Here is an 11,414-nt window from a genome sequence, read left to right on the forward strand (position 1 = left end):
TCCCGCGTCCTCCCTCGTCAGGCACCGGTGCGCGGGATGAGGAGGGACGTCGCCGCGTGTGCGCGGCGCGCCAGAACGTCGCCCTGCGGCGACGCGTGCTTCCTCCCATCCGGACTATGACCGTCGGCCCTGGAGTTCCACCAGGTCAACCGGCCGGCCTCCGCAAGGAGGGGGCGCGGGTCGCGGGCTATCACCGCCGGTTCGGATTCTCACCGACCCCGGAGCACGTCGTGCGTTTCTTGCTCGATCAAAGCATGACACAACGTCGTTCATTCCCGGACATGCGGCCCCTACCGCTCGTGCCCGGCCGCGTCGCCGTCAGCCGAGCGCGTCGCGCACCGCGCGTGCGACCGCCTCCGGCTCCGCACCCGGTTCCAGGTATGCGACGACGACGCGCGCGCCGTTCGCGCCCGCCGTCGTCGTCGCCAGGCTCGCCGCGCCCGACGCGAGCTCACGACGGCGCACCAGGTCCGCCGTCGCGCCGCGGCGCAGCTCGGCGAACGCCTCCTCCAGGTCGGGAACGAGGTCCAGCTCGGGGTTGCGCAGCCACCGGCGCAGGATCGCGTTGTGCACGGCGACGACGCCGGCCGAGAACGCGATCGACTGCACCGTCGAGGAGCGGTCGGCGGGCAGCGTGTCGCGCAGGTACTTGGTGAACGCCCGCTCGTAGCGGTGGGTGGTCACCAGCTCGCGGTCGCGCAGCGCCGGCACGATCTGGAGCAGGTGGTGACGGGCCAGCGACGTCTCGCGCTGGCCCACGTGATGGTCGAAGACGAGGCGCGCGGCGCGGCACACCTCGAGGTAGGGGTCGACGGCCGGGTCCCAGGAGCGCTCGGGCAGGTCGCCGTCGTCGAGCGCGTCGGGGCGCGTCGCGGCGAGCATGACCACGACCTCCTCGAGCAGCAGCTCGTGATCGGCGAAGACCACATCCTCCTTGGAGCGGTAGCGGCGGAAGAAGGTGGCGCGGCTGACCTGGGCGGCGTCCGCGATCTCCTCGACGGTGGTCTGCTCGTAGCCCTGCCGGGAGAAGAGCTCGATCGCGGCGTCGACGGCCTGTGCGTGGGTGTTCGACGTCCGGACGGCGGTCATGGGGCGAGGTTATCGTCCGGCCCGCCGCGGGGGGAGGGACTCAGCGCCGGGGACGGTCGAACTGCGCCTCACGCGCCTGTCGGTGTCGCCGCCCGAGCCATCGGACCTCGCGCAGCGCCACGGCGGCCGACACCGCGAACGGCGCCCACGCCCAGGGGTGTCCGCGCAGCACGCCGCCGAGCGAGACGAGCGCGAGCCCCGCGCCGCCCATCACCGTCCACACGCTGGCCCACCGGATCCCCACGCCCGGCAGCGTACGCGTAAGGTCGGCCGCGTGACCGCGACGCCTGACACCTCGCCCGTCCCCCCGGCCGCCACGACGGCCCCGCCCACCGTCGACGTGTACGTCGACCCTCTGTGCCCGTTCGCGTGGATCACCTCGCGCTGGGCGCTGGAGGTCGCGGCCCAACGCCCGGTGAGCCTGGCCTTCCGGCTCATGAGCCTGTACCTGCTCAACGAGGGCCGTGACCTCACGCCCGAGTACCGGGCATCGATCGACGCGAGCCGAGGCATCGGCCGCGTCGCCGCCGCCGTCCAGACCGAGCACGGCCCCGACGCGTTCGCCGCGTTCTACACGGCCGCCGGCACGCGCATCCACCCTGGACGCGACAAGGACTACGACGCCGTCGCGCGCGCCGCGCTCGCCGAGGCGGGGCTGCCCGCGGCGCTCGCGGACGCGGCGACGTCGGACGCCTACGACGAAGCCCTGCGCCAGTCGCACGAGGCCGGCATGCGGCCCGTGGGGCAGGACGTGGGCACGCCCACCATCCACGTCGACGGCGTCGCGTTCTTCGGGCCGGTGCTCAACCGCATCCCGCGCGGGCAGGACGCGGTGCGGATCTTCGAGGGCGCGCTCGCCCTCGCGAGCTTCCCCGGGTTCTTCGAGCTCAAGCGGACCCGCACGGGCGGACTGGACTTCTCATGACCCTCGACCTGCGCGTCTTCACCGAGCCTCAGCAGGGCGCCTCCTATGACGACCAGCTCGCCGTCGCCCAGGCGGCCGAGCAGCTCGGGTTCTCGGCGTTCTTCCGCTCCGACCACTACCTGGCCATGGGCGGCGACGGGCTGCCCGGCCCGACCGACTCGTGGACCACGCTCGCCGGCATCGCCCGCGAGACCTCGACCATCCGGCTCGGCACCCTCGTGACGTCCGCGACCTTCCGCCACCCGGGCGTGCTCGCCATCCAGGTCGCGCAGGTCGACCAGATGTCGGGTGGGCGCGTCGAGCTGGGGCTCGGCGCCGGGTGGTTCGCGCGCGAGCACGAGGCCTACGGCATCCCGTTCCCCGCCAAGCGCTTCGGCCTGCTGGAGGAGCAGCTCGCGGTCATCACGGGGCTGTGGGGCACGCCCGTGGGCGAGACGTTCAGCTTCGCGGGCGAGCACTACACGCTGACAGACTCCCCGGCGCTGCCCAAGCCCGCCCAGGCGCGCGTCCCGATCGTCGTCGGGGGCGGCGGGCCCACGCGCACCCCGGCGCTGGCGGCCCGGTTCGCCACCGAGTACAACCAGGCGTTCCCCGAGCTGGCGACCATCGCGCCGCGCATCGCCGTCGTCGACAAGGCGCTGGCCGACGCCGGGCGCGAGGCGTCGTCGATCACGCACTCGGCGGCGCTCGTGGTGGCCGTGGGGCGTGACGAGGCGCAGTTCCGCGCCCGTGCGGCCGCCATCGGACGCGAGCCGGACGAGCTGCGCGAGCACGGGGTCGCCGGGACGGTCGCGCAGGCCGTCGACCGCCTCGCGCAGGTCGCGGCCGACGGCGTCGAGCGCGTGTACCTCCAGGTGCTCGACCTGCACGACCTCGACCACCTGGAGCTCATCGCCCGCGAGGTCGCGCCGCAGGTCTGAGGCCCGCCGACGCCGGGCGGTGTGGTGGCGTCATGTGAGCGAGAGGGGCCGGGGCAGCCATTACGGTTTCCCCCGACAGGACCCGTTCACACGACCTTCACGGATGGAGCTCCATGCCCACCACAACTCGACCCGGCGTCGGCTGGACCCTGCACGGGAACGGCAAGACGCTCACGCCCGGCGCCGTCGTCGGCCCTGACGAGCGGCTCACGTGGCCGCGGACGGTCGGCATCGGCCTGCAGCACATCGTCGCGATGTTCGGCGCGACGTTCCTGGTGCCGCTCATCACCGGCTTCCCGCCGTCCACCACACTGTTCTTCTCGGCGATCGGAACCATCGGGTTCCTGCTGATCACGGGCAACCGGCTGCCCAGCTACCTCGGCTCATCCTTCGCGTTCATCGCGCCGATCATGGCCGCCAAGGCCTCGGCGGGCGGCGACCTGGGCACCGCCGTCGGCGGCATCCTCGCCACGGGCCTGCTGCTGGCCGTCATCGGCCTGGTCGTGCACTTCACGGGCGGCGGCTGGATCGACGCCGTCATGCCGCCCATCGTCACGGGCACGATCGTGGCGCTCATCGGCTTCAACCTCGCCGGGGCGGCCTGGTGCACACCCAGCGAGGCGGTGGTCGACGGGCAGCGGGTCCTGTACCCGGACCTGTGCACGGGCGGCCTCAAGACGGCGCCGCTGACGGGTGTCATCACGCTCGGCTCGATCATCCTCGCCTCGGTGCTGTTCAAGGGCATGCTCGGGCGGCTGTCGATCCTGGTCGGCGTGCTGGTCGGCTACGTCGCCGCCGTGATCCAGGGTCAGGTGGACTTCTCGGGCGTGGGCCAGGCCGCGTGGTTCGGGCTGCCCGAGTTCCATGCCCCGCGCTTCGACCTGAGCGTCATGGGCCTGTTCCTGCCCGTCGTCCTGGTGCTGATCGCCGAGAACGTGGGCCACGTGAAGTCGGTGTCGGCCATGACGGGCCGCAACTTCGACAAGCTCACCGGCCGCGCGCTGCTGGCCGACGGCGTCGCGACGACGTTCGCGGGCCTGGGCGGCGGCTCGGGCACCACCACCTACGCCGAGAACATCGGCGTCATGGCGGCCACACGCGTCTACTCGACGGCGGCGTACTGGGTCGCGGCGATCGGCGCGCTGGTGCTGTCGCTGTTCCCCAAGTTCGGGGCGCTCATCGCGACCGTGCCCGCGGGCGTGCTGGGCGGCGCCGGCACCATGCTCTACGGCATGATCGGCATCCTCGGCGCGCGCATCTGGGTGCAGAACAAGGTCGACTTCTCCAACCCGATCAACCTCACCACGGCCGCGGTGCCGCTCATCATCGGCATCGCGGACTACACCTGGGTCGTCGGCGACCTGACGTTCAAGGGCATCGCGCTCGGGACGGCCGCCGCGCTCGTCATCTACCACGGCATGCGCGCCATCTCGCGGCGTACGGGCGCCCACCAGGAGCCGGCCACGCCGGCGTCGGCGCCGGCCGGGACCGAGCTGGAGGGCTGAGGACTCAGCCCTCGGGAGCGGGCTCGCCCTCGTCGGCGGGCTCGCTCCCGGCGTCCTCGGCCTCCTCGGGGCTCGGGGCCGGCAGCGGGGTGAGTTGGTCGGCGGGCTTGCAGCCCGCCATGTTCGTCAGGGGGGTGTCGCTCGCGAGCGTGACGTCGTCGACGCCGAGCGGTTCGTCGTACTTCTCGCCGACGAGCAGGTCGACCGTCGCGTCCTCGCGCGCGTCGAGCACAAGGCGAATCTGCGGGAAGTGCGCGGCCAGCGTGTAGGCCGCGACGATGCCCTGGGCGCCGAAGCGCAGCTCGTTGCGCGCGAGCGTGGTGGCGTAGTTGCCGACCGAGTCGATGATGAACCCGCGCTTCTCCAGCACGGTCTGGTTCGCCTTGGCGATCCCGGTGGCGCCCGACGCGTTGAGGATGCGCACGTGCACCTCGCTCGCGGGCACGGGCAGGGCGCCGTCGGGCTGGTCCTCGATCGCTGGCAGGCACGGCGCCGTCGCGTCGTCGGACGCCGCCGCCGTGGTGAAGTCGCGAGCGAAGGGCGCGTCGATCGCGCCGGTGTAGACCGCGAGGGCGCCGAGGCCGACGAGCAGCAGCAGAGCGACGAGCACACCGAAGATGACGGCCTGCCGCTCATGCTCGCGGCGGCGGCGCGCGAGACGGGCTGGGTCCTGGGCAGGTGAGGTCACGCCACGAAACTACCGGAGCGTGAGCACGCGGGCGTGGAGGACCGGCCGCTGTTGCAGCGCGGCGCGCACCGCGCGGTGCAGTCCGTCCTCCAGGTAGAGCACACCCTGGTAGTCGACGACGTGCGCGAACAGGTCGCCGTAGAAGGTGGAGTCCTCAGCCAGGAGAACGTCGAGGTCAAGGGTGCGTTTGGTGGTCACGAGCTCGTCGAGGCGCACCTGCCGTGGGGGCACGACCGCCCAGTCCTTGGCGCTCACGAGCCCGTGGTCCGGGTAGGGGCGTCCATCCCCGACGGCCTTGAAGATCATGCCGCCATGGTAGGGGCCCGCCCTCAGGTGTGATCACCGACACAAGCCCGCCGGGTCCGGGGTGAGCGGTGGGCCTGTGGCCCGCAGACGACGCCGCCCCCGACCTGTCTTGCGCAGGTCGGGGGCGGGTCTGTGGCGGAGGATGGGGGATTCGAACCCCCGAGGGCGTGAACCCAACACGCTTTCCAAGCGTGCGCCATAGGCCGCTAGGCGAATCCTCCTGGTGGTGCGGCCGTGAGGCAGCCACAGAAGGATACCGGACCCGCGCGTGTGCCTTGGAACCGTGGGCCTCGCGCGCCCGGCGCGCGCGCAGGGGCGGCCGGATTTCGGCGCTGGCCCCTGGCTCCGATAGGCTCATACGCAGACCCCTCGTGCGGCGTCATCGCGCCGAACTCCCCCAGGGCCGGAAGGCAGCAAGGGTAGGTGCGCTCTGGCGGGTGCGCGAGGGGTCCTCTCTGTTTCCGGCGCGACGCGCTGACCTGCGGATTCTCATTTCTTGGGACGAAGGCGTCCCAATCCGCGGGATTTCCCCCGTTCCGGTTCGTCAGCGCGCCAGTGCGCCGCGCATGATGGCGTCATGCCCGCCACCACGACGCACGCCGCACCGACCTCGCGCACCGCATCGCGCGCCGTCATGTGCTGCCGTCGCATGCCGGCCGGGCGAATGTGCCGCACCGCTCGCTGAGCCACGGGCCGTTCTGAGGCCCACGCTCGCGCGGGACAGCCACCTGGCTGGCGCCCCCTCGCATGCGCCTTCGGGCGCGTGCCCGCAGACCCCCTCACCACCCACGCTCCACGGGCGCGGCGCACCGCCGTCGCCCGCCACCGGAAGGAAGACCTATGTCCCGCTCTCGCTTCTCCCTCGTGGCCCGGTCGGCCGCGATCCTCGGCGTCGTCGGCTCGCTCGCCCTGGCCGGCTGCGGCCGTGCCGGCGGTGACGACGCGGTGGCCGCCGGGTCGAAGGAGGACCCGATCGTCATCGGCATCGTCTCCTCGGGCGAGGCGTACTGGGACACCTTCAAGGCCAAGGCCGAGGCTGAGGGCATCTACGTCGAGCTCAAGAACTTCTCGGACTACCAGCTGCCCAACCAGGGCCTGTCCGACGGCGACCTCGACCTCAACCAGTTCCAGCACCTGCAGTTCCTGGCCGACTACAACGTCAAGACCGGCAGCGACCTGACGCCCATCGGCGCCACCGCCGTCTACCCGCTCGACCTGTACTCGACCAAGGTCGACGACGTCGCCGACATTCCCGACGGGGCCGAGGTCGCCATCCCCAACGACGCCTCCAACCAGGCCCGCGCGCTGCTCGTGCTGCAGGACGCCGGCCTCGTGACCCTCAAGGACGGCGGCAACTCGTTCTCGACGACGGCCGACGTCGTCGCCGACCAGTCCAAGGTCAAGGTCACCGCGCTCAAGGCCGACCAGACGCCGTCGGCGCTGCAGGACCCGCAGGTCTACGCCGCCATCGTCAACAACGACTACGTGCCCAACATCGACGCCGCGCACCAGAAGCCGGTCTACTCGACCGACGCCGACTCCAGCGCCAACGACCCCTACATCAACGTGTGGGTCTCGCGGAAGGCCGACGCCGACAACCCGACCTTCGCCAAGCTGATCACGCTGTTCCACGAGGCGGACGTCACGGACGGTGTGGTCGAGGCATCGGGCGGCACCGGCGTCATCAAGGACAACTCGGCGCAGGAGCTCCAGGGCATCCTGGCGACAATCGAGAAGAACGAGAAGGCCCAGGGCTGACCTTCCTGACATCCTGATCATCGTGAGCGAACCCATCATCAGCTTCCGGGACGCCGCCAAGGTGTTCCCGGGAGGGCGCCGACGGCCCGAGGTCCGGGCCGTCGACGGCGTCACGCTCGACATCGAGACCGGCGAGATCTTCGGCGTCATCGGATACTCCGGCGCCGGCAAGTCGACGCTCGTGCGGCTCATCAACGCGCTCGAGCGCACGACGTCGGGCGCCGTGGTGGTGGGAGGCGTCGACCTCACGGGGCTGGGCGAGTCCCGGCTCCGTGAGGTCCGCGCCGGAATCGGCATGATCTTCCAGCAGTTCAACCTGCTCTCCTCGCGCACCGTCGCGGGGAACGTCGCCTACCCGCTCGAGGTCGCCAAGTGGCCCCGCGGCGAGCGCGAGGCACGCGTGCGCGAACTGCTCGATTTCGTCGGCATCGCCGACAAGGCGGACGCCTACCCGTCGCAGCTCAGCGGCGGGCAGAAGCAGCGGGTGGGCATCGCCCGCGCGCTGGCGACCAACCCGCGCATCCTGCTCGCCGACGAGGCGACCAGCGCGCTCGACCCCGAGACCACGCGCGAGGTGCTGCGCCTGCTCCAGCGCGTCAACCGCGAGCTCGGCATCACCGTCGTGATCATCACGCACGAGATGGACGTGGTGCGCTACTGCTGCGACCGGGTTGCCGTCATGGAGCACGGACACGTGGTCGAGACCGGCGGGGCGTACGAGATCTTCTCCAACCCGCAAGCGCCCGTGACGCGTCGCTTCGTGGCGACGTCGCTGCGCGACCGGCCCTCGGACGAGACCCTCGCGCGGCTGCGCGAGCGGCACCCCGGCCGCCTCGTCGTCGTCGGCATCGACGAGGTCACCGGCTCGACGCGCGCGATCTCCCAGGTGCTGCGTGACCAGGGCGTCGAGCCCTCCATCGTCTACGGCGGCATCACCGAGGTGGCCGACCGGCCGTACGGGTCGCTGACCTTCGAGCTCACCGGGCCCGACGACGCCGTGGCCGCCGCGATCGCCCGCCTGCGCGAGGTCACGGGCGTCGACGACCTCGGCACGGCCGCCCGTCCGGCGGTGGCGCCCGCGGTGGCTGAGCCCGCGGTGGTCGAACCCGCGGTGGTTGAGCCTGTCGAAACCACTCCCGGGGGCTCGCCCGGCAGGCCCGGCATGCCCGGCACGAGCGGGCCGCAGCGCCGTCCGGGTGGCGGGCCGTTCGGCGGCCCGACCGGGTTCGTGGAGGGAGACCACTGATGGACTGGGCGAACCTCGGGCCGCTGCTGTGGCAGGCGGCCGGCGAGACCCTCTACATGGTGCTCATCACCCTGGTCGCGGGCGGGTTCTTCGGCCTGCTGATCGGGTTGGGCCTGTATCTGACGCGGGCGGGGAACCTGCTGGAGAACCGCGTGGTCTTCACGGTCCTCAACGTGCTGATCAACCTCATCCGGCCCGTGCCGTTCATCATCTTCCTGGTCGCGCTCGGCCCGGTGACGCGGTTCGTCACCGGACGCACCATCGGCATCGACGCGTTCACGTTCGCGATGTGCGTCATGGCGTCGGTGGTGTTCGCCCGCCTGGTCGAGCAGAATCTGGTGACCATCGATCCCGGCGTCGTCGAGGCCGCGCGCGCGATGGGCGCCTCGCCGCTGCGCATCATCCGCACCGTGCTGGTGCCCGAGGCGCTCGCGCCGCTCATCCTCGGGTACACGTTCCTGTTCGTCGGCGTGCTCGACATGTCGGCCATCGGCGGCTACCTCGGCGCCGGCGGCTTGGGCGACTTCGCGATCGTGCACGGGTACCAGCAGTACAACTGGGGCGTCACGTTCGTCGTCGTCGTGATCATCGTCGCCGTCGTTCAACTCGTCCAGGTGCTGGGCAACACGCTCGCGAAGCGCGCGCTGCGTCGGTAGCGCGCGCGACGGCGACGGCGAGGGCGTGTGCGTGACAGCGCAGGCCTGCGTGTGAGTCCTCAGAGTCACACTTCAGAACGGTGGCTCGCCGTAGGGGTTGGGCTCGCCGTACGGGTCGGGTTCGGCGCAGGGGTCCTCTTCGGGCCCATGAGGCCGATGGATGGTCGCCGGCACGACTGCGGGGTGCGTGGTGTGGGTGCGGCCGGTCGGTGTGGTCCAGGTCAGCGCGCCCTCGGCGTCGGTCTGCCTGACGGTGAACGTCGTCTGATGCTTGGTCACGTGGTGCCGTCGGCACAGGTGGGCGAGGTTCCCCGCTGTGGTGGGCCCGTGGTCGGCGTGCGCGAGCGTGTGGTCGACGTCGGTCGTGGCGGCGGGTCGGGTGCAACCCGGGAACCGGCAGGTCGTGTCTCTGACCTTGACGAAGTGGCGTAGCTCGGCTGGCGGCCGGTAGGCCTCGGAGCCGACGGCCAGCACGCGGCCCGTCTCGGGATGGGTCAGCAGTCGGGTGAACGAGGTGGCCAGTCCGGCCAGTTCGCGAGCTGTCTCGGGATCGATGGGGACCACGCCGTCCAGAAGGGCCGGAGCGTCCGTTCGGCCCAGCAATGTCAGCACGGGAACGGTGACATAGATCCGAGGTCGAATCGCGCGGGCGATGGCCGCCAGGCTGAACTCCGTGCGCTCATACTCACCGGTCCGGTTCCCAGCGTCAGGGGTGAGCGGGTTGCTCACGGCCTCGACGACGCCTGAGGCGCCGCGGGCGCTCGCGGCGCCGGCGCTGCTTGCGGTGCTGGTGCTCTTCGCGACGTCGGTGATGCGCGCCGCCTCGGTGGCCCGCACGGCGCCGGCACCGGCACCGGCGGCGGGGGTCGTGGCGGTGGCGTAGGCCGTGGGGGTCGCGCTCTGCCGGCCGCGGATGGCTGCGGCCCGCACGTCGAGCGTTCCGTCGTCGAGAAGGAGCGCGCACGCGACGTCGGCGCGCAGTTGCCCGAGCGTGCGCCCGTCGCCCCGCCCACGCACAGTCTGTGCCGCCAGGGTCAGTCGGTCGGCGATCGCGTGAACGGCGGGGGCCGGGGCGAACAGCGTCAGGTAGGCCATGCCGTCGGCGGCAGGGTCGGTCCACACCCCTCGCTTGGTCGCCGCCTCGCTGTGGCGCACCTCCGCGGGCGCGGGGCAGAGCCGCTCCCGTGCGCGGCGCACCGTGCGCGAGAAGGTGCGCGGATTCTGGTGTTGGGCGGCCGTGACGACGTCGGCGTCGAGCCGTGACGCGGTGTGTTCGTCCAGTTCGGCGACGGCGTCGCCCAGCCGACCGGCGTTGGCCCATGCGACGTCGCCGGCGACGGCCGCGGCCAGGGTGCGCGGCGCCCGCGCGACCAGTCCCTGTGCCTGCCCCATGCGGGCCGTCACCGCCTGCTCGCTCTGGCGCACGGCCAGCGCCACCTCGGCCACGACTGCGCGGAGGGCAAGCTCGCGTCGCCGCCGCGGGCCTGCCGCGCGGACCATGGGATCACGCTCGTCGACCAGGCCATCGGCCCGCAGCCCCTGGCGGCGCACCCTCTCCAGCAGCACGCCCTCAAGCGCCTCCAGCGCGTTGACCCGCGCCCTCACGTCCTCGATCAGCGCGAGCGTGGCGTCGATGTCGTCGACCCCGACAGGCCCACTGACGTCCACCAGCCTTGAGACGAGCGGCGGGAGGATCGCCGCCTGCGCAGGTGAGGGACGGGATGAGCCCACGCTCGCCGGATCCAGCGGAGAGCGACCCAGGATCGCGTTCGCCAGGCCCGGCTGGTCGGACAGGCGCACAGCCAGCGAGCCGTCGTCCTCGATCCGTACGTTCGCGAGCGCGGCGAGGCGTTCGGCGAACTGCGCGCGGAGTGCGTCGTGCGCGTCGTCAGGCCGGGCAGCGGGTTGCACGGCGAGCCGCATCTCGGGCCGGACGGCAGGAGGCTGACCTGGTTCGATCGTGGACTCAGCGCTGGGCTCAGCGCTGGGCTCAGCGCTGGACCCGGGACTGGACTTGGAGCTGGACCCAGCGGTGGACGTGGTACCGGACTCGGGGCTAGACCCACCGCTGGACCTAGTGCTGGGCTCGGAGGTGGTGCGTGCGCCGGGCTCTGCGGGCTCGCCCCTCGGTGGCCTGTCCGCGGTCGGCTCGCTGGCCCTCGCGCCGCCGACGTCGTCGGGCAGGAGAGTCGGAGTCGGAGCCGCGGCCGGTGTGAGCGCATCACGGTGTGCGGTGCGACCTGTCACGGTCTCCCGCATCCTGGCTCCGGCGCCTGAGTTGCCCACGAGGACAGTTTAGTCGAACATGTGTTCGAACCCAA

The 11,414-nt window shown here is 72.0% G+C and carries 11 protein-coding genes, 1 tRNA gene, 1 other RNA gene and 1 riboswitch; of the genes, 7 read left to right on the forward strand and 6 right to left on the reverse strand.

All coding sequences use genetic code 11. The features are described 5' to 3' along the window. Positions 1–93 precede the first annotated feature (93 nt). Positions 94–229, reverse strand: a riboswitch (FMN riboswitch). 89 nt (positions 230–318) lie between these two features. Together EV386_RS16015 and EV386_RS16020 are read right to left on the reverse strand one after the other, a co-directional pair. Further along, positions 319–1,089 (reverse strand): TetR/AcrR family transcriptional regulator, encoded by a 771-nt coding sequence (locus EV386_RS16015; protein ID WP_130416301.1) that lies wholly within the window; start codon positions 1,087–1,089, stop codon positions 319–321. Between the two features lie 40 nt (positions 1,090–1,129). Then, entirely contained in the window at positions 1,130–1,333 is a 204-nt protein-coding gene (locus tag EV386_RS16020) for a hypothetical protein (protein ID WP_130416302.1), read from the reverse strand. A 30-nt stretch (positions 1,334–1,363) separates the two neighbouring features. On the opposite strand from EV386_RS16020, the gene EV386_RS16025 reads away from it, so the two are divergent. From EV386_RS16025 to EV386_RS16035, 3 genes are all read left to right on the forward strand, one after another. Further along, on the forward strand, positions 1,364–2,014 hold the full coding sequence (locus EV386_RS16025; protein ID WP_130416303.1) for a mycothiol-dependent nitroreductase Rv2466c family protein: 651 nt from the start codon (positions 1,364–1,366) through the stop codon (positions 2,012–2,014). Continuing rightward, the gene (locus EV386_RS16030; protein ID WP_130416304.1) at positions 2,011–2,934 is read left to right on the forward strand and encodes an LLM class F420-dependent oxidoreductase; all 924 of its coding nucleotides are present in this window, start codon (positions 2,011–2,013) and stop codon (positions 2,932–2,934) included. Before EV386_RS16025 ends, EV386_RS16030 begins: the two co-directional genes overlap by 4 nt. Before the next feature lie 113 nt (positions 2,935–3,047). Continuing rightward, positions 3,048–4,439 carry a uracil-xanthine permease family protein gene (locus tag EV386_RS16035; protein ID WP_130416305.1) on the forward strand — a complete coding sequence of 464 codons (1,392 nt, stop codon included), beginning with the start codon at positions 3,048–3,050 and terminating at the stop codon, positions 4,437–4,439. 4 nt (positions 4,440–4,443) lie between these two features. Here EV386_RS16035 and EV386_RS16040 read toward each other — a convergent pair whose 3' ends face one another. The 3 genes from EV386_RS16040 to EV386_RS16050 all read right to left on the reverse strand — a co-directional run bounded on the left by EV386_RS16040 (position 4,444) and on the right by EV386_RS16050 (position 5,654). Next, positions 4,444–5,127, reverse strand: a complete 684-nt coding sequence (locus EV386_RS16040) for a LytR C-terminal domain-containing protein (protein ID WP_130416306.1) — start codon at positions 5,125–5,127, stop codon at positions 4,444–4,446. A 9-nt stretch (positions 5,128–5,136) separates the two neighbouring features. Then, positions 5,137–5,433: a type II toxin-antitoxin system VapB family antitoxin gene (locus tag EV386_RS16045; RefSeq protein WP_130416307.1), complete on the reverse strand. Its 297-nt coding sequence runs from the start codon at positions 5,431–5,433 to the stop codon at positions 5,137–5,139. A gap of 133 nt (positions 5,434–5,566) precedes the next feature. After that, positions 5,567–5,654 (reverse strand) — tRNA-Ser (locus EV386_RS16050). A 139-nt stretch (positions 5,655–5,793) separates the two neighbouring features. Here EV386_RS16050 and ffs point away from each other — a divergent pair. The 4 genes from ffs (at position 5,794) to EV386_RS16070 (ending at position 9,093) form a co-directional block, all read left to right on the forward strand. Then, an RNA gene (gene ffs / locus EV386_RS16055) (signal recognition particle sRNA small type) lies at positions 5,794–5,890 on the forward strand. Between the two features lie 383 nt (positions 5,891–6,273). Continuing rightward, a complete protein-coding gene (locus tag EV386_RS16060) occupies positions 6,274–7,191 on the forward strand; it encodes a MetQ/NlpA family ABC transporter substrate-binding protein (RefSeq protein WP_130416308.1) in 918 nt (305 codons plus the stop codon). A gap of 19 nt (positions 7,192–7,210) precedes the next feature. Next, positions 7,211–8,437 carry a methionine ABC transporter ATP-binding protein gene (locus tag EV386_RS16065; RefSeq protein WP_242608116.1) on the forward strand — a complete coding sequence of 409 codons (1,227 nt, stop codon included), beginning with the start codon at positions 7,211–7,213 and terminating at the stop codon, positions 8,435–8,437. Further along, entirely contained in the window at positions 8,437–9,093 is a 657-nt protein-coding gene (locus EV386_RS16070; protein WP_130416309.1) for a methionine ABC transporter permease, read from the forward strand. The genes EV386_RS16065 and EV386_RS16070 overlap by 1 nt, the downstream gene beginning before the upstream one ends. Positions 9,094–9,165: 72 nt before the next feature. Here the strand turns inward: EV386_RS16070 and EV386_RS16075 are convergent, their stop codons facing one another. Then, a complete protein-coding gene (locus EV386_RS16075; RefSeq protein ID WP_130416310.1) occupies positions 9,166–11,004 on the reverse strand; it encodes an HNH endonuclease signature motif containing protein in 1,839 nt (612 codons plus the stop codon). Positions 11,005–11,414: the final 410 nt, after the last annotated feature.

The sequence above is a fragment of the Xylanimonas ulmi genome (assembly GCF_004216535.1).
GTDB classification, from domain to species: domain Bacteria; phylum Actinomycetota; class Actinomycetes; order Actinomycetales; family Cellulomonadaceae; genus Xylanimonas; species Xylanimonas ulmi.

Excerpts from the sequence above, each read along its gene's own strand:
- EV386_RS16015 (WP_130416301.1), bottom strand. The coding sequence starts at position 1,089 with ATGACCGCCGTCCGGACGTCGAACACCCACGCACAGGCCGTCGACGCC.
- EV386_RS16030 (WP_130416304.1), top strand. The coding sequence starts at position 2,011 with ATGACCCTCGACCTGCGCGTCTTCACCGAGCCTCAGCAGGGCGCCTCC.
- EV386_RS16035 (WP_130416305.1), top strand. The coding sequence starts at position 3,048 with ATGCCCACCACAACTCGACCCGGCGTCGGCTGGACCCTGCACGGGAAC.
- EV386_RS16045 (WP_130416307.1), bottom strand. The coding sequence starts at position 5,433 with ATGATCTTCAAGGCCGTCGGGGATGGACGCCCCTACCCGGACCACGGG.
- EV386_RS16060 (WP_130416308.1), top strand. The coding sequence starts at position 6,274 with ATGTCCCGCTCTCGCTTCTCCCTCGTGGCCCGGTCGGCCGCGATCCTC.
- EV386_RS16070 (WP_130416309.1), top strand. The coding sequence starts at position 8,437 with ATGGACTGGGCGAACCTCGGGCCGCTGCTGTGGCAGGCGGCCGGCGAG.